General features: G+C 56.4%; 18 protein-coding genes. 6 read left to right on the forward strand and 12 right to left on the reverse strand.

Features of this window, described 5'->3' with window-relative positions; all coding sequences use genetic code 11:
• The first annotated feature begins 59 nt into the window (after positions 1–59).
• Together BB497_01230 and BB497_01235 are read left to right on the forward strand one after the other, a co-directional pair.
• A complete protein-coding gene (locus tag BB497_01230) occupies positions 60–959 on the forward strand; it encodes an acetylglutamate kinase (protein AVI61425.1) in 900 nt (299 codons plus the stop codon).
• Positions 960–981: 22 nt separating this feature from the next.
• Positions 982–1,590: a nucleoid occlusion factor SlmA gene (locus BB497_01235; protein AVI61426.1), complete on the forward strand. Its 609-nt coding sequence runs from the start codon at positions 982–984 to the stop codon at positions 1,588–1,590.
• 85 nt (positions 1,591–1,675) lie between these two features.
• Here BB497_01235 and BB497_01240 read toward each other — a convergent pair whose 3' ends face one another.
• From BB497_01240 to BB497_01255, 4 genes are all read right to left on the reverse strand, one after another.
• Complete coding sequence (locus BB497_01240) at positions 1,676–2,542, reverse strand: RNA polymerase factor sigma-32 (GenBank protein AVI61427.1); 867 nt, start codon at positions 2,540–2,542, stop codon at positions 1,676–1,678.
• 236 nt (positions 2,543–2,778) lie between these two features.
• Positions 2,779–3,819, reverse strand: coding sequence for a cell division protein FtsX (locus tag BB497_01245; GenBank protein AVI61428.1), 1,041 nt, complete (start codon positions 3,817–3,819; stop codon positions 2,779–2,781).
• Positions 3,816–4,484, reverse strand: a complete 669-nt coding sequence (locus tag BB497_01250; GenBank protein ID AVI61429.1) for a cell division ATP-binding protein FtsE — start codon at positions 4,482–4,484, stop codon at positions 3,816–3,818. The genes BB497_01245 and BB497_01250 overlap by 4 nt, the downstream gene beginning before the upstream one ends.
• Complete coding sequence (locus BB497_01255; protein ID AVI61430.1) at positions 4,481–5,746, reverse strand: signal recognition particle-docking protein FtsY; 1,266 nt, start codon at positions 5,744–5,746, stop codon at positions 4,481–4,483. Before BB497_01255 ends, BB497_01250 begins: the two co-directional genes overlap by 4 nt.
• An 89-nt stretch (positions 5,747–5,835) precedes the next feature.
• On the opposite strand from BB497_01255, the gene BB497_01260 reads away from it, so the two are divergent.
• A complete protein-coding gene (locus BB497_01260) occupies positions 5,836–6,444 on the forward strand; it encodes a 16S rRNA (guanine(966)-N(2))-methyltransferase RsmD (protein ID AVI64222.1) in 609 nt (202 codons plus the stop codon).
• Positions 6,445–6,548: 104 nt separating this feature from the next.
• Positions 6,549–6,737, forward strand: a complete 189-nt coding sequence (locus BB497_01265; protein ID AVI61431.1) for a cell division protein ZapB — start codon at positions 6,549–6,551, stop codon at positions 6,735–6,737.
• A 12-nt stretch (positions 6,738–6,749) separates the two neighbouring features.
• Here BB497_01265 and BB497_01270 read toward each other — a convergent pair whose 3' ends face one another.
• The 8 genes from BB497_01270 to BB497_01305 form a co-directional block, all read right to left on the reverse strand.
• A complete protein-coding gene (locus BB497_01270) occupies positions 6,750–7,193 on the reverse strand; it encodes a ribosomal-protein-alanine N-acetyltransferase (protein ID AVI61432.1) in 444 nt (147 codons plus the stop codon).
• Positions 7,190–8,017, reverse strand: a complete 828-nt coding sequence (locus BB497_01275; protein AVI61433.1) for a hypothetical protein — start codon at positions 8,015–8,017, stop codon at positions 7,190–7,192. Before BB497_01275 ends, BB497_01270 begins: the two co-directional genes overlap by 4 nt.
• Positions 8,014–8,322, reverse strand: coding sequence for a BolA family transcriptional regulator (locus BB497_01280; GenBank protein AVI61434.1), 309 nt, complete (start codon positions 8,320–8,322; stop codon positions 8,014–8,016). Before BB497_01280 ends, BB497_01275 begins: the two co-directional genes overlap by 4 nt.
• Before the next feature lie 41 nt (positions 8,323–8,363).
• The gene (locus tag BB497_01285; protein AVI61435.1) at positions 8,364–9,767 is read right to left on the reverse strand and encodes a transporter; all 1,404 of its coding nucleotides are present in this window, start codon (positions 9,765–9,767) and stop codon (positions 8,364–8,366) included.
• Between the two features lie 88 nt (positions 9,768–9,855).
• Positions 9,856–10,242 carry a hypothetical protein gene (locus BB497_01290; GenBank protein ID AVI61436.1) on the reverse strand — a complete coding sequence of 129 codons (387 nt, stop codon included), beginning with the start codon at positions 10,240–10,242 and terminating at the stop codon, positions 9,856–9,858.
• Between the two features lie 92 nt (positions 10,243–10,334).
• A complete protein-coding gene (locus BB497_01295) occupies positions 10,335–11,846 on the reverse strand; it encodes a lysine--tRNA ligase (GenBank protein ID AVI61437.1) in 1,512 nt (503 codons plus the stop codon).
• A gap of 33 nt (positions 11,847–11,879) precedes the next feature.
• Complete coding sequence (locus tag BB497_01300; protein AVI61438.1) at positions 11,880–12,779, reverse strand: peptide chain release factor 2; 900 nt, start codon at positions 12,777–12,779, stop codon at positions 11,880–11,882.
• Positions 12,780–13,240: 461 nt separating this feature from the next.
• On the reverse strand, positions 13,241–14,593 hold the full coding sequence (locus BB497_01305; GenBank protein AVI61439.1) for a Long-chain fatty acid transport protein: 1,353 nt from the start codon (positions 14,591–14,593) through the stop codon (positions 13,241–13,243).
• 274 nt (positions 14,594–14,867) lie between these two features.
• On the opposite strand from BB497_01305, the gene BB497_01310 reads away from it, so the two are divergent.
• Together BB497_01310 and BB497_01315 are read left to right on the forward strand one after the other, a co-directional pair.
• A complete protein-coding gene (locus tag BB497_01310) occupies positions 14,868–15,311 on the forward strand; it encodes a MerR family transcriptional regulator (GenBank protein ID AVI64223.1) in 444 nt (147 codons plus the stop codon).
• A complete protein-coding gene (locus BB497_01315) occupies positions 15,278–17,800 on the forward strand; it encodes a copper-translocating P-type ATPase (protein AVI61440.1) in 2,523 nt (840 codons plus the stop codon). Before BB497_01310 ends, BB497_01315 begins: the two co-directional genes overlap by 34 nt.
• Positions 17,801–17,803: the final 3 nt, after the last annotated feature.

Consider the following 17,803-nt stretch of genomic DNA (forward strand, 5'->3'; position numbering starts at 1 on the left):
CAATAAAATAAAACAGCAAATTACCTAGCAGCGATTAAAAAAAGCAAAGGGATAACGTCATGAGTTCAGCAAGCCGCGACCCACAGGTCGTTGTGGAGGTGCTGTCAGAAGCCCTCCCCTATATCCAACAGTTTTCCGGTAAAACCGTAGTGGTTAAATACGGCGGCAACGCCATGACCGAAGATACGCTGATGGACTCTTTCGCCCGCAACATCGTCCTGATGAAAGAGGTCGGCATTAACCCTGTCGTTGTCCACGGTGGCGGCCCACAAATTGGCAGCCTGCTGGAAAAGCTCAATATCGAATCGCGCTTTGTTAATGGAATGCGTGTCACCGACTCCCAAACCATGGACGTTGTGGAAATGGTACTGGGCGGCCTGGTAAACAAAAGCATCGTTAACCTGATTAACCAAAGCGGCGGCAAAGCGATTGGATTAACCGGGAAAGACGGCGCGCAAATTCGCGCACGCAAGCTCAAGGTTGAACATCAAAGCCCCGAGATGACGGCACCGGAAATTATCGATATCGGTCATGTGGGCGAGGTAGAAGCAATCTCTACCGACCTGATCGAGATGCTCGCGGCTCGCGACTTTATTCCGGTTATTGCGCCCATTGGCGTTGATGCCGAAGGGCATAGCTATAACATTAACGCCGACCTGGTGGCTGGCAAGCTAGCTGAAGCGCTAAGCGCTGAAAAGCTGATGCTCTTAACAAACGTCGCAGGCCTGATGAATAGTGAAGGCGAGGTGCTTACCGGCCTGACCACTGCCCAAGTTGATGGCTTAATTGCTGACGGCACCATTTATGGCGGCATGCTACCCAAGATACGCTGCGCGTTAGACGCCGTGAAAGGGGGAGTAAACAGTGCCCATATCATTGATGGCCGCGTTCCCCACGCGGTTTTGCTGGAAATCTTTACCAACGCTGGGGTAGGCACCCTCATCACAGACGCAGAATAACCGCGACGGAGGGCTTAACGTCATGAGCGACGACCAGAAACCGCACCGCCGCGAGCAAATTCTGCACGCATTGGCCATTATGCTGGAGGAGGACAGCGGCAAGCGAATTACCACCGCCGCCCTGGCCCGCCAAGTAGGGGTCTCGGAAGCGGCGCTTTACCGCCACTTTCCCAGTAAGGCGCGCATGTTTGAGGGGTTGATCGACTTCATCGAAGAGAGCATTTTTGCACGTATTACCCGCATCCTGGAGGACATACCCGAGGCCGTGGGCCGCAGCGGCACTATGCTAGCACTGCTGCTTGGGTTTGCTGAGAAGAACCCGGGGCTTGCCAGGGTGCTTGGTGGCGACGTACTGACCGGCGAAACCGCACGCTTGCGCCAGCGGGTTCACCAGCTGTTTGAACGCCTGGAAACCCAGCTTAAGCAGGTGCTAAGGGAGGCTGAGATTCGGGAAGGCACGCGCACGACCATTCCCGCTTCAGCTGCCGCCAACCTGCTGATTGCTCACGTAGAAGGGCGTATCTCCCAATATGTGCGCAGTGACTTTAAACGCTTGCCCACTGAATATTGGGAAGACCAGTGGGCGCTGCTTTCTAGCCAACTGCTACGGGAAACGGTGCAGCCTGCCTAGCAGATAAGCGTTCACGCATCAAAAAACCCCGAAGGTCGTACCTTCGGGGTTTTTTATGACTACGTCGACTACGACCACATCGACTTTACGCGGCTAACGCCTCGCCCATTTTCTGACGCAGCTTTTTCATTGCGTTCTTTTCGAGCTGTCGAATGCGCTCAGCGCTCACGCCGTATATGTCGGCAAGATCGTGAAGCGTTGCTTTATCGTCGGTCAACCAACGACGCTGCAAAATATCCCGTGAGCGCTCATCCAGATCTTTCAGCGCCAACTGAAGACGACGCGTGGAGTCCTCTTCAAAGTCGCTATCTTCAATCTGTGATGCTGGATCTGCCGAGGCATCGTCTAGAAAGAAGGCAGGCGCTTGATACGTGCTCTCGTCATCTTCACCGGGAGAGGCATCATAGCCTGCATCAAACGCCGAAAGGCGGCCCTCCATGTCACGAACAATCTCCGGCTTAACATCGAGGTCTTTAGCAATTGCGCTGACTTCGTCGTTATTCAACCAGGATAAACGCTTTTTAGCGCTGCGCAGGTTGAAGAACAGCTTACGCTGCGCTTTGGTGGTGGCGATTTTTACAATTCGCCAGTTGCGCAGTACAAACTCGTGAATTTCTGCTTTGATCCAGTGCACGGCAAAAGACACCAAACGCACACCCTGATTAGGATCAAAGCGCTTGACGGCCTTCATCAAGCCGACGTTACCCTCTTGGATCAGATCCGCCTGGGGTAAGCCGTAGCCTGAGTAACTGCGGGCAATGTGCACAACAAAACGCAAGTGCGAAAGCACCAGACGGCGTGCAGCTTCGAGATCCCCTTCATCGTGGAGGCGGAATGCGAGCTCACGCTCCTCCTCAACACTGAGAACAGGAATACCGTTTACCGCTTGAATATAGCCGCCCAGGTCATGGCCTGGAGAAAGCTGTCCCACCGGTATAAGACTAGTGCTCATGTGCAGGTGGTCTCCCTTGTAACCAATCGTGGAAACGTACTGGCGTGGTGGGCCGATACGTTGTGTATTATCTACTAAGACTTTAGCCTAAGCATAAGGTTCAGGCGAGCGATGCCGTACGTGTTTACGCTGTGCACCGCACCCTTATAAAACAGGGGTGGTAATTCCCGTTTATGCCCACATAACAATAACTATCATAGCTATCAGTAAAAGCGCTGTTAGCCATTAAAAAGTAATTAGCGCGGACGAATACTGGAAAGGTGTCGCGTAACGGCCAGCCATGCGCCTAACCAGCCCAATAGTGTACTGCAAGATAGCAGAATTGTAGACCCCGCCACGTCTAATTGCGGCAAGACAAAACTAGCGCCATAGCTTGCCGCCAATGCTGCTACAGGCATCGCTAGCCAGTGGTTACCAAGCCCTAGCAATCCTAACGCTAACAAACCGCCGCCAAAGCCATACCAGGCGCCACTGTACAAAAAAGGCCGCCGGACAAACGCATGGGTGGCGCCAATCAGCATAACCACTTCGATTTCCCGCCGACGGCTCTCAACAGCGAGCCGTATTGTATTGCCGACCACCAACAACACCCCTAGCCCGAACAATGCCCCGAGCGCAAGCGCAACACGGCGGCCAAGGTTAGCCAAGTGGCGCAGGCGCTCCACCCAGGCTAAATCAAGGCGCACTTCGTCCACCCCAGTAAACGTTTCAAGCCGCTGGGCCAATTGATCCATGGCAATGGGGTCAACGCTTTGCGGGTAAATCACAATGCTGGCGGGCAGCGGGTTATCTTCAAGCCCGGCCAAGGCGTCATCTAACCCTAGCGACTGTTGAAACTCCGCCATACCCTCTTCTGCACTGATCAAGCGGGTTTGCATAACATCGTCTTCTGCGCCAACCGCCTCCTCAATACGCGCCGCCTGCGCAGCATCTACAGCAGTTTCCAGGTACACGGTTAACGTGGCGCTCTCTTCTAGCTCCGCATCCAACAGCTTAGCGCTATCAAGCGTGAGCCACAGGGCGGCGGGCAGCACCAGGGCAATGGCAATGGCCAGCATCGTTAGCAGATTACCCACCGGGTGGCGCACCAGCCGGTAGAGGCTATCGAAGGCCATGGCCCGGTGGTGGCGCCCCCATGCACGAAGCCGACTGGTAAAGCGCGTTTGCTGTGAACGCGCGCCGCGCCGCTCAGCAGGCGGCTCACTGGGCCGCTTCGCCGCTTGACGTTGACCTTTGGGCGCCGCGCCTTTCGTGCGGGGTGTCACGGCACGCTTCATACGGCCCCCTCGTCAGCAATTAATCGCCCATCGCGCAGGCGCAAAATGCGGTGACGCAGCCGGGCGATCAGCGCCAAGTCGTGGCTGGCGATCATCACCGTCGTGCCGATTCGATTGAAATCCTCAAACAGCGCCATAATGTCAGCAGAGAGCTGTGGATCCAGGTTACCGGTGGGTTCGTCAGCAAGCAGTAAAGCAGGCTTATTGACCACTGCACGGGCAATACCCACCCGCTGCTGCTCGCCACCGGAAAGCTCTACCGGCAGCGCTTTTTCACGGTGTAAAAGTCCTACTTTATCGAGCGCGGCGCGTACCCGCCGCGCCGCTTCACGGGGTTCTACCCCCTGAATTTCCAGGGGCAGCGAAACATTGTGGTAAACGCTACGATCGAATAGTAGCTGGTGATCCTGAAAGACCACGCCAATTTGTCGACGATAAAACGGCACCTGGCTAGGGTGTAACTGGGCGATATCGTGCCCAGCCACTACCACACGACCACGGCTGGGCTTTTCAAGGCGCATAATCAGCCGTAGCAGCGAGCTTTTACCTGCACCGGAGTGGCCGGTAAGAAACACCATTTCTCCTCTCGCAACGCGAAAGTTGAGGTGCGCCAGCGCGTCAAAGCGCCCTCCATAGCGCTTTCCCACATGTTCAAAAGCGATCATCCGCGACTATCGTCCCCTTGCTGGTCAAACAGCGCTGTGACGAAGTCATTGGCATCAAAGGGGCGCAGATCATCTATCCCTTCACCAACACCGATAAAGCGAATCGGCGTTTCCAGCTGTTTAGCCAAAGCAAAGATAATCCCCCCCTTGGCAGTACCATCCAGCTTGGTAAGCGTAATACCGCTGATGGGCACGGCTTCGTTGAAGGTGCTGGCCTGGGAAATGGCGTTTTGCCCGGTACCCGCATCCAGCACTAGCATCACCTCGTGAGGGGCTGTTGTATCTAGCTTCTGCATGACACGGTGGACTTTTTTCAGTTCTTCCATCAGGTGGCTTTTGTTGTGCAGCCGCCCAGCGGTGTCGGCAATCAGTACGTCCACACCGCGCGCTTTTGCCGCCGCCACTGCATCGTAAATCACCGAAGCGCTATCGGCCCCGGTGTGCTGGGCAATCACCGGCACGCTGTTACGTTCGCCCCATACCTTAAGCTGCTCTACTGCTGCTGCGCGGAAGGTATCGCCCGCGGCCAGCATGACGCTTTTACCTTCACGCTGGAAACGCTGGGTCAGCTTGCCGATGGTCGTGGTTTTACCCACCCCATTGACCCCTACCACTAAGATGACAAAGGGACCATCACTCTCTTTTTCAAAGCTAAGGGGTGTGGCCACCGGCGACAGCATAGCCGCCAGCTCCTCCTGCAAACCGCGATACAGCGCTTCAGGGTTGTTTAACTCTTTGCGTGATACCCGAGCCTCAAGCCGCTCGATAATATCGCTGGTGGCCTCAATCCCCACATCGGCCATGAGCAGTTGTGTCTCTAGGTCTTCAAGCAGCTCGTCGTCTATCTGCTTTTTACCTAAAAACAGATCAGCGATGCCGTCGGTAAGATTGGCACGTGTTTTACCCAGGCCTGACTTAATGCGGGCAAACCAACCCTTTTTGTCACCTTGTTCGGCCACCGGCTTTTCTTGCAAGGCCGGCTTAGGCGCGGGTGTAGATTCTGGCTCTGGCTCTGGCTCTGGCTCTGGCTCTGGCTCTGGCTCTGGCTCTGGCTCAGCGTCCGGGATAGGCGCTACCGGCTCAACCCTCGCTTCTGTAGGGGCTGGTTTTTCTGCAGTAGTTGGCTGCTCATCACTTAGAGCATCTGGCTCAGCGGGGGCATCCATCGGCGCTTGCTGATCATGCTGCTCTAAGGGCTGTTGATTTTCTTGCTGCTCCTGCTGGGAGTCGTGCTTTTTCTTACGCTTGAAAAAACCAAACATGGGTGTCATCCGACTTAAAAGTGAACATTGTGACCATCCTACCACCGCCAACCAAGACTTTGGATAAGCAGCCCGCTACAATCCGCATTATGAAACGACAACGCCCCCCACACTCATCTACTTCCCGACGCGCTGACGCAAAGCCCATGGGCAAGCTGCGTATTATCGGCGGTGATTTTCGCCGCCGCCAGCTTCCCGTGCTCGACCATCCTGGCTTAAGGCCCACGCCAGACCGCGTGCGCGAAACGCTGTTTAATTGGCTCGGCCAACAGCTCTATGGCACACAGGTGCTGGACTTATTTGCGGGCACGGGCGCGCTGGGAATTGAGGCGCTCTCCCGGGGAGCTTCCCAGGTTATCTTTGTCGAGCGCGATGCGCAGGTGGCCACGTTAATCCGCGACAACCTAGCATCCCTTGGGGCGCCTCAAGGCGAGGTCGTCACCGCCGATGCGCTGACGTTTCTTGGCTCACTGGGCCAGCCTGCGGACGTTGTCTTTTTAGACCCGCCGTTTCATCAGGGGCTTGCTGCCCCCTGCTGCGCAGCACTGGAAGCGGGGGGTTGGCTAGCACAGGAAGCCACCATCTATCTGGAAACCGAGCAGACACTGACGCCAGAGGTGCCTGCTAACTGGCAGCTACACCGTGAAACCCGCGCTGGCGAGAGTACTGCAAGGCTCTATTATCGCCAGCCAGCGTAAAGCGCTTGCCGCCGCCCTGCCACGGCGTTACGCTCGCCCGATTGATTGGCTATTTTATTCCCTTAACGGCGGACACCCCCCGCCGCTATTTACTGGAGGTAGGCATGAGCCTTGAATTGTTTAACCAGCTAGAGCAGAAAGTCACCGACACCGTCGAAGCGCTGGAAATGATGAAACTGGAAAACGAAGAGCTGCGTAGCGAAAACGCTCAGTTAAAACAGGAGCGTGAAGAGTGGGAGCGCCGCTTACAGGGCGTGCTTAGCAAATTTGATGGCATGGACGACAATGCCTGATAGCAACGCGCTTTAGCAGGGCCGCGACATTAAGAGTGCATCTTCTCGCCCGGTAGCCCCTTGCACTGCCGGGTAGTAATGTCGGCGGCGGCCATCTTCGCTAAAACCATGCTGCTGATACAGTCGGATGGCAGGCTGGTTACTTGCCCGCACCTCAAGCAATAGCCGTTCGCTTTGCCACTGCTCAGCACACGCGATCACCTCCCCAAGCAGTTGCCTTCCAATCCCCTGCCCTTGGCATGCAGGCAATACAGCAATGGCCTGCAGTTCAGCATCAAAGGGTAGGCGTGCCACCATGGCGTAGCCCATGAGTCCATTTTGCTGCCAAAACCCTACTACTTGTGATGTCGTATCGCTGAGCGCATCGCTAAGCTGCTGCGGGCTTGCACCGCTATAGGCCTCGGCTTCAAGGGCGTGGAGCAAAGCAGCATGTGAGGGGGTCAGCGGACTAATCACGGCGCTGAGCTTCGCCACTGATCAGCTAGCGCGACTAGCTTAGGCCATAGCGCACGCTTAGCATTGCCACTCTGGGTAAGCGTCGCTAAAGCGGGCCCCTGCCATACCGGCAGCCCCAAGGTATGACTCTTATCCTGATTAACCGCCATGACCTGCACCAAGGGTGCGTCATCGGCTACTGAATCAGCTCCCCACCACAGCACGTGCTCTAGCTGCCAGCCTTGCCGACTGGCGGCACCGGCTATAAAAGCAGCCACACCATCCCGGGCTTCTTCTAGCGGCTCTTCCGGCGTAAACACGGTGGCCATTGGCGGCCATTTAAAATAGATGACCGCTGGCAGCGCGCCGTTTAGCACGCCTGCTGCCCGCAGCATGTTGGCCAACAACTGCTGCTCGCTGGGCCCAAGCTCACCCTCACAAATCGCCAGCCAGCGTCCACCGAGACACACACAGGAGAGGCTGAATTCAAGCGGCTGTGCCTGCTGAATCGGCGTAATGCTTGCCGCAGGCTCGGCGGGTGCTTCCACTTCTGGGGCAACGGCAGGCGCCTCCTGGCCTAGCAGTGCGCGCACGGCCGACGGCGATGCAGCCCCTGAGGGCACCGAGGAAGGGGTTGCAGCAGACGGTGTTTGGCTGCGCGGGCGCGGGGTTGCGGGGGCGTCATCCAGCAAGGCATGCAAGCGCTCGCGAGGGGGCTGAGACGCAGGGGCGTCTTCCCACTCGCAGGCTTGGGTAGGCAGCGCGTTAGGCAGTTCATAACGTGACGCCCAGGCAGTGATGCCCATGGCGTCAAGATACTGCCTGCGAATAACCTCAGGGGTCACTGGCCGCCGCCGCGGCAGTTGGGAGAATCCGGGCGCTCGCCGCCCCGTGCCTGCCACTCTTTGGGCGTGTACAGATGCAGCGCCAACGCGTGCACCGGGCCAGTTAGCTCATCAGCCAACAGGGCGTAAATTTGCTGATGGCGCTTCACCGGCATCATGCCATCGAAGCTATCGCTCACCAGGGTCACTTTAAAGTGAGTTTCGGCGTTCGCTGGCACGTTATGCATATGGCTTTCATTCTCTACGTGCAGCACGTCTGGGGTTAACGCCGCTAACTTCTGCTCTATTTGTGTCTGCATCGCCATGGGGGCTCTCCTTCAATCAGCAACCGCCCTATTGTACGCCCTTACTTACCAACAGACGATGCCCGACGCTCAACAAGGGCACGCTGAGCGAGGCTTACCCGTGAAAGGCTTGCCACCAGTGCTAGCAGCGTGGTGCCCGCTCCCAACCAAAGCGTAACCTGCACAGGCAGGCCAAGGGCCAGTGCAGCCCCCACTAGCGCCACCCCAAACGACTGCCCAACGGTACGGGTAGTACTCATCACGCCGGAGACGTTGGCACTGCGCGCAGGCGGCAGGCTACCCATCATCTCTCGATTGTTCGGCGGCTGGAATAGCCCAAAGCCAATGCCACAGAGCGCCGTGCGCCACAGGCTATCAGCCACGCCGCTAGTCTCATCCACCAGCGCCAGCGCCACCAACCCAATAATCAGCAGTACGAGCCCAGTGCTAGAGAGCAGACTGGGATTAATCCGGTCGGCCAAGCGCCCTGCCAGCGGTCCTACCACCATAATGGCCAGCGGCCAGGGGGTGAATAGCCATGCAGTTTCCAGCGGCGAGAAGCCCATCTGCTCCTGATACAGGAACGACAGCGCCACAAAAGTTAATCCCTGGCCAATAAACGCCAAACCCGACGCCGAGACCGCGAGTGTAAAGCGCTTCTCCGCGAATACGCTCAGTGGCAACAAAGGGAAAGGGGCACGGCGCTGGCGACGGATAAACAGCGCACAGGCCGTGACGGCCAGCAGTGCCCAGCCGCCGCTTTGCCACAGCGGCGCGGCATGACCAACGGCGTCCATGGCAATAAAAAAGCTGGCCAGCATCAGTATGGAGAAACACGCGCCCTGGATGTCAAAACTGCCCTGGCGCGGCTTGTCCCGTGGCAACGCCCGGCTGGCAAGCCACAGCGAGCAGACCCCCAGCGGCACATTTAGGGCAAACAGCCACGGCCAGTCGGCAAAGGAGAGAATCACACCACTGAGGGTAGGGCCCGCCGCGTAGCCACCGGCAACGACTAAAGCACTCAGGCCAAGCGCACTGCCCAGCAGACGCGATGGAAAGATCGCTCGATACAGCGAAGGCCCAATCGAGAGCGTGGCCGCGGCCCCTAACCCTTGCAGGGCGCGAAACACCAGCAACGTTTCTAAGTTACGCGATAGCGCCGCCCCCAGAGCGGCCACCACAAAGGTCGCTAAGCCAAACAGGTAGAGCCGCCTGCGGGTAATCAGCTCACTGATACCGGCAAACACTAGCAGGAATGCCGCACACACGACCTGGAATAAATTGGTGATCCATACAGCTCTGGAAGCAGGCACGTTAAGGTCAGCGGCAATGGTCGGCAGCGCTAAGTTGATCATGGTGGTATCCACCACCGCCATCAGCGTGCCGGTGACCAGCGCTAATACCGCCAACGCGCGCTCTGGCCCTGGCAGGCCGTCGTCACCTGGGCGGGATTCAAACAGTCGCATGGTTGTCAGTTCCTAAACAGCCCCCTTAAAACAGTAAAACCGGCCGAAGCCGGTTTTACGATGCGCTTACGCTAAAAATAATAGCACGCTAATCTTGTTCGTTGTCGAGTAGCAGCGCATCTTCAACCTCGGAGATCTCCAGGGCGGTTTCGTCGTCCAGGTCAATCGCCAAATAACTGTGCTCAACGCGCAAGAAGTCCTGAAACAGCGACCAATCGAGTTTCTCTGGCCACTGACGCTCATCCTCTTCCCAAGCGCGCAGCTCGGTCTCCAGGATTTCTACGTGGCGTTCGCGAACAAAGGTCTCCAGCGCTTCAGGGGTATCCATTTCAGGAATAAGATACACCGTGCTTTCACGTTCGACGTCGTCCAGGGTCAGGTCGTCGTCTCCCATGGTGGGTTCGAGCGCATTGATCCAGTCCACGAAGGTCTGGGTCGGCCTGACGCTCAGGGCAGAGCGATTTAGCAGTTTCATGGGATTCTCCTCGCCGTCGAAACGTTGACCATTATGGGCGCTAAAACGCGTCCTTACCAACTTTTCGTCCGTCACCGGACAGTTAGCTGGATTTAATCTACTTCGGGGCGCATTGCCGGGAACAGCAGTACATCACGAATGGATGGGCTGTCGGTAAACAGCATCACCAAACGGTCAATACCAATGCCTTCACCTGCTGTCGGAGGCATGCCGTACTCAAGCGCGCGCACGTAGTCCGCATCGTAGTACATCGCCTCCAGGTCGCCAGCGTCTTTTTCCGCTGCTTGCTCGCGGAAACGCTCCGCCTGGTCTTCGGCGTCGTTAAGCTCCGAGAAGCCGTTAGCGATCTCTCGACCACCCACGAAAAACTCAAAACGGTCGGTAACGAACGGATTGGCATCGTTGCGCCGCGCCAGCGGGCTGACTTCTGCTGGATATTCAGTGATAAACGTCGGCTGGTCCAACTTGTGCTCGGCCACCTCTTCGAAGATTTCGGTCTGGATTTTGCCTAGGCCCCAGCTCTCTTTCACCTTGATACCCAGCTTTTCAGCCACTGTCCGCGCGGCTTCCAACGTATCGAGATCCGCATTGGTGATACCGTCGCCATGATCAAGAATCGCTTGGCGCAACGTCAGGCGATGGAAAGGCTGGCCAAAGTCGTAGCTGGCGCCTTGATAGCTCAGCGTCGTGGTACCCAGCACTTCTTCGGCGGCGGTGCGCAGCATGGCTTCGGTCATGTCGAGCAAGTCACGGTAGTCCGCGTAGGCCCAATAAAACTCGACCATGGTGAACTCAGGATTATGCCGTGTGGAGAGCCCTTCGTTACGGAAATTACGGTTGATCTCGAACACTTTCTCGAAGCCGCCCACGACTAGCCGCTTAAGATAAAGCTCCGGGGCAATACGCAGATACATATCAATATCTAGCGCGTTGTGGTGAGTGATAAACGGCCGCGCCGCCGCGCCGCCAGGAATCGGCTGGAGCATTGGCGTTTCCACTTCCATAAAGCCACGGGCTTCAAAGAAGCGTCGCATGGAGCTGATGACCGCCGCCCGCGTCTCAAACACTTTACGCGACTGCGGATTCATAATCAGATCCACATAGCGCTGGCGGTAGCGCGCCTCTTGGTCGGTCAGGCCGTGGAACTTATCGGGCAGCGGGCGCAGGCTCTTTGTAAGCAGCTGCGTCTCTTTCATCATCACGTAGAGATCGCCCTTACCCGATTTATGCACCGGGCCACGGGCAGCGACGATATCGCCGATATCCCAGCCTTTGATATCCTCAAGCACGTCTTCCGGCAGGCCCTTTTTATCCACGTAGAGCTGAATCTGACCAGCCACATCCTGAATCACGATAAAGGGGCCGCGTTTACGCATAACACGACCCGCCACCGAGGCGTGGTGGTCAAGCGTTTCCAGCTCTGCCTTATCCTTGTCGCCCAGCAGGTTTTGCAGCTCAACGGTTAAGCTGTCGCGGCGGAAATCATTCGGGAAAGCGCTCTTACCCTGCTCGGCCGTGCGCTCACGGTGGGCCGCGAGTTTGGCTCGGCGCTCGGCGATCAGGTGGTTTTCGTTATCGAGAGAAGACGCGTCTTGGTTAGCCATCGGGCACCCTATTCATGTTCAAACGCTAAAAAATTACAAACCCTGCTTCAGGCTAGCGACGATAAACTGGTCTAAATCACCATCGAGCACTTTGTCGCAGTTGCTGGACTGAACGCCGGTGCGCAGGTCTTTGATACGCTGATCGTCCAATACATAAGAGCGAATTTGGCTACCCCAGCCGATATCAGCTTTGGAGTCTTCTGCTTCCTGCTTGGCCACATTGCGCTTCTGCATTTCGTGCTCCCACAGCTTCGCTTTTAACTGCTTCATGGCGAAGTCGCGGTTGGCGTGCTGGCTGCGCTGATTCTGGCACGCCACCACAATACCCGTGGGCTCGTGGGTGATCCGCACTGCAGAGTCGGTGGTGTTAACGTGCTGGCCACCGGCACCACTAGAGCGATAGGTGTCCACGCGCAGGTCGGAAGGATTAATTTCAACTTCAAAGCTGTCGTCGATTTCTGGTGACAAAAACACCGACGCAAAGGAGGTATGGCGACGGCCACCGGAGTCAAACGGGCTTTTACGCACTAAACGGTGAACGCCGGTTTCAGTACGCAGCCAGCCAAAGGCGTAATCACCCTGAATGTGGATCGACGCAGATTTAATACCTGCCACTTCACCTGCGGAAATTTCAATAATCTCTGCTTTAAAGCCGTGGCTCTCTGCCCAACGCAGGTACATGCGCAGCAAGATGTTCGCCCAGTCTTGCGCTTCGGTACCGCCAGAGCCTGACTGAACATCCAGATAGGCGTTGTTCTCGTCCATTTCACCGGAAAACATGCGGCGAAACTCAAGCTTTTCTAGCGCGCCTTGCAGGCCATCAAGTTCGCTACGAACTTCCTCAACGGTGCCTTCGTCCTCTTCCATTTCGGCCAGTTCTAGCAGGTCGCGGCTATCAGCCAAGCCCTGATCGAGTTCGTCAATAGTCGCCACAATGGCTTCAAGGGAAGCACGCTCTTTGCCCAGCTTCTGGGCGTAGTCCGGGTCGTTCCAAACGTTGGGGTCTTCAAGCTCGCGGGAAACTTCTTCTAGCCGATCTTTACGCTCGGCATAGTCAAAGATACCCCCTAAGAACGTCTGTCCGCTCAGACAGGTCCTTGATCTGGTTATGAATCGGGTTAGTTTCCAACATGGACGCCCTTGCCTTGGTCAGTAGTGCACGGTTCAAAAGAGACAGGCGCCGCTGGGCCGACTGCGCGCTATTACGTTAAACGTTAGCACCCGCCAGCCCAGCGGCGAAATTCTAAGGCGCATTGTAACGAAACCTAGCGCTTACCGCACCCACCCCGCGTGGATGGTCACTCTGTACAAATTCCCGGCTGAAAGCAAAAACCCGGCCGAGGCCGGGTCAGTGACTAACGATAGTCGATCAATAAGTGTTAACGCGCTATCCGTTAGAAGCGGTAGGTAAGCTGAGCACCGAAACCATGGGCTTCGTTTTTGTAGTCACCGGAATAGTTAGAGGTAATAGGCGGTGTTTGTTGACCAGCTACCGTAAAACTATCGGTTTTAGTTTGCTCAACTTGGGTGCCGCGCTCTGTCAAGTAAGAGTAGGCAAAGTCTAACGTAAGATCAGGTGTTGGGCTCCAGCCTGCGCCAATGGAAAAGATACGACGGTCATCTGAAGGAATGCGCACACTACGGGTGGCATCCTGGGTTGGCGTGAAATCCAGCGTAACACCCGCACGAAGAGCTAGTGCAGGCGTTAGCTGATACTCACCACCGGTTGAAAAAGCCCAAGCATTTGAGTAGTTCTGCTGCTCGTTAGTAATTACATCACGCTCTACGCCACTCACGAGAATCTTGTCAAAGCGACTCCAGCGTGCCCAGGAAGCACCAAACATGAGTTTGAGGTCATCACTCATCTGCTGGGTAAGAGAGAAGTTAACCGTTTCAGGTGTAGTTAAGTCTAAAGAGGCATCATCCGTAATAGTGCCTAGGCCTAACTGATCCAGCACAGGAGAACTTGCCGTGAAGTCACCCTCAAGTGTGTAATCAACCTTTGAGCGATAAGTTAAACCAAAGGTCGTTTCTGGCACCGGCTGATAAATCACCCCGAGATTATAACCCCAGGCTTCATCGTCACCCTCAACCCGCGAATCTACTTCAGTGATAATTGGAGAGCCATCAGGCGCTTGTCCAACAGCCACGGGTACTTGGCGGTGCAACTCTCCATCCACACGGTTATAGGTTAAACCAACGCCTACGCCCCACTGCTCATTGAAGCGATAAGACACCGTTGGCTGGGCCGAGATAACTCTAACTTCAGTGTAGTTACCTTGGTTACGTCCCATAAAACCATCTTCATAGTCGGTTTTCGAGCCAAAAGGAGCATAAACCCCAAAACCAAACGCCAGCTGTTCGTTAACGGGTTGTGCATAAAATGCAAAGGGAATTAACGTTCCCGGCACCATATCGCCGTCATTACTCCCTCCCGCCGAACCTAATGGCAGCGAGCCCCCTGGCGTTTCCAGAAAGCGGCTAGAGGTAGGGTTGTCTATATCAGAGTTGACATTTAGATAGGTTCCACCCGCAGTGATTTGGGCACGATCGAGAAATGACATGCCCGCTGGATTGCCAAATACGATGGTGGCATCGTTAACGTTGGAGCTACGGCCTGCGTGCCCATACCCCTGACCACTGACGCTCTGTTCGTTGATTTGGTACCCGCCTGCGTTCGCTTGGCTGGCAAATGCTACCGCTGCGATTGCAGCCGTCAGAGTGAGCTTTTTAAAGTTATTATACATAGTGGGCCTCTCTTCCCAATGATCCAGTGGATAGTGCCATCCACCCTCGTTGTTCTTACGTGTTAGTTTTCGCCCAATGCAGGGTTTGGTTCAAGGGCAAACGAGCGTTTTATTTTGTTTTTTACTTATACATTAGTCGCACGACTGTTTTAAATCAGTGTTTTAGTCCTATTGGCTGAGTGTTCGAACGTCGCTTGACCTATGGGTTACCCATAGGTTTTAAACTGAATCAGCTTAATTTATGGAAGCGGGGGAAGTTATGCAAACAGCCACAATAAAAGTTGGCGAGCTAGCCAAGCGCGGTGGCGTTACCGCTGAAACAGTGCGTCACTACACTCGTGAAGGCCTCTTGGCGCCAACGCGCCACCCTGACAATGGCTACCAGCTCTATTCCGGCACCGATGCTGAGCGCCTGCAATTTATTCAGCGGGCGCGCAAGCTCGGTTTTAGCGTAGCGGAAATCCGCGACATTTTGGCCCACGCTGACCAAGGCGACTCCCCCTGCCCGCTGGTACGCGATCTGCTCGCGAACCGTTTGCCGCAAATTCGCGCGCGCATTACCGAACTAGAGGCACTTGCCCAGCGTATGGAACAGGCGCTGGAAAGCTGGCAGGAGATGCCCGATGGCACGCCAGACGGCCACAGCCTATGCCGATTAATTGAAAGCTTTCCTGAGGAGGCACCATGCAGCGCAAAACCGTGCAGCCACAAACGCTAACCCGCACCGTGCCGGGCATGAACTGCCAGGGCTGTGTTAAGCGTATGCGTGAGGCTATTCAAGCCCAGGACGCAAGTGCCGACGTGACAGGGTTTCCCGAAGAAAAACGTTTAGAGGTTACCAGCCTGCTGGATGGCGACACCCTGGATAGCGTGCTGAGTGAAGCAGGTTACCCGCACGGCGAACTCCCCGTTGAAACTGCGGCACCTAGTGGGCAGGCACCGAGCCCTGGCAAGGCGGTTGAAGGCCCTGCCGCCAATACCCCACAACAGCGCCTGCTGATTAGCGGCATGACCTGTGCTGGCTGCGTAAAAAGCGTTGAGAAGGCGCTTATTAACACCCCTGGCGTCACTGCAGCCTCGGTGAGTTTTGGCACCCACACCGCCCAGGTCTCGGGAAGTGCTGAACGCGATACACTGATTGAGGCCGTAGCGGCAGCAGGCTATAGCGCCGAACCCATTGTGGATATGCGCGAGGCCGAGCGCACCCGCGAAGCTCAAGAAGCCATTACCTACCGTCAACGCCTACGGGGCAGCGCGCTGTCGCTTGCCCTTGCCATACCGCTGATGCTAAGCATGTTTGTCTACCACCCCCACCCCATGGGTGTTGGGCGTATTTATTGGTTAGTGGTGGGTTTACTCACCCTAGCCATTCTGGCCTTTCCAGGGCGGCACTTTTTTACCAACGCCTGGAAACAGTTTAAGCACCACCAAGCCAATATGGACACGCTCGTAGCCATGGGCACTGGCACCGCTTGGCTCTATTCTATGGCGGTGGTGCTGTTTGCACCTTGGCTGCCGGAGGTAGCCCACGGCATCTATTTTGAAGCGTCAGCCATGATTATCGGGCTTATTCTGTTAGGTAATGCCCTCGAGCTTCGCGCCCGCGGACGCACCAGCAGTGCCTTAAAACGCTTGCTCGACCTGCAGGAAAAAACCGCCCGAGTGATTCGCAATGGCAAAGAGCAGGAAGTGCCTATTGAAGAGGTGGTTCTGGATGATCATGTTCGCGTACGCCCCGGTGAGCGGCTGCCAGTGGATGGCATCGTGCTTGAGGGCCAAAGCTATATCGACGAGTCCATGCTCACCGGTGAGCCGCTGCCCGTGCATAAATCTAATGGTGACGAGATTAGCGCAGGGACGGTTAACGGCAACGGCAGCTTGGTCTTTCGTGCCACCCGGGTGGGCAGCGATACCCGTTTGGGGCGAATCACCGAACAAGTGGCCAGCGCGCAAAACTCCCGCCCCCCTATTGGCGAGCTAGCCGATAAGATATCGGGCATTTTTGTTCCAAGCGTCATGATCATTGCGGTGCTAACGGCGCTAGCCTGGTACAACCTTGGCCCCGCACCGGTCGTCATTCATATGTTGGTCACTGCCACCACCGTACTCATTATTGCCTGCCCCTGCGCCCTGGGGCTGGCAACCCCCATCTCTACCATGATTGGCGTGGGCAAAGCGGCTGAAAACGGCGTATTGGTGCGCACCGGCGAAGCGCTGCAGACCGCCAGTCGCCTAACCACTCTCGTGGTCGATAAAACCGGTACGCTCACTGAGGGCAAACCCCGCGTTACTGATGCCACGATGCTTCACAACGACGCTGCTCAAGTGCTGGCCTGGGTAATGGCATTGGAAAGCCGCTCGGAACATCCCCTAGCCAATGCCCTAACGGCCTACGCCGAAGAGCAGCACGCCCATGCCGATGTACTCACAGCCTTTGAGAGCGTCACCGGGGGCGGTGTAAAGGGAGCCAGCCAAGCAGGCGATACCCTGCTTCTGGGGAATGCCCGCTTGTTAGAAGCGGCGGGTGTGAGTCTCTCACCCGCTGAACAGAGCGTTCGCCAGTTGGAAGCCAAAGCCCGCTCGCTGGTGTACCTTGCGGTGAACGGCGAGCTTGCCGCGCTGTTTGGGGTAAGCGACCCACTACGTGAAGACGCGGCAGCGGCGGTAAAACGCTTGCAGGATGATGGTTTAACCGTCGTGATGCTCACCGGCGATAATGAACACACCGCCGCCGCCGTGGCCCGGGAAGTGGGCATCAGCGAGTTCAAAGCAGGCATGACGCCGGATGACAAGCACGCAGAAATTGAGCGTCGCCAGCAGGCTGGGGAAGTTGTGGGCATGGTAGGCGACGGCATTAACGACGCCCCAGCGCTAGCCCGTGCGAACGTGGGCTTTGCCATCGGCCAGGGTACCGATATCGCCATGGAGAGTGCGGGAATTACCCTGATGCGCGGCTCGCTTCACGGTGTGGCCACCGCCATTGAGTTAAGCCGGTCGACGCTTACCAATATCAAGCAAAACTTAGTCGGCGCCTTTGGCTATAACGTGCTGTGCATCCCAATAGCCGCAGGCGTGCTTTACCCCTTCACCGGCATGCTGTTGTCGCCCATCATTGCTGGCATTGCGATGTCACTGTCGTCCATCACAGTGGTCAGTAACGCCAACCGCTTAAGGCTTTGGACACCCGCCCAACAGGAGGGCTTATGAGCC

The organism is Halomonas sp. GFAJ-1 (assembly GCA_002966495.1).
Classification (GTDB): Bacteria; Pseudomonadota; Gammaproteobacteria; order Pseudomonadales; family Halomonadaceae; genus Vreelandella.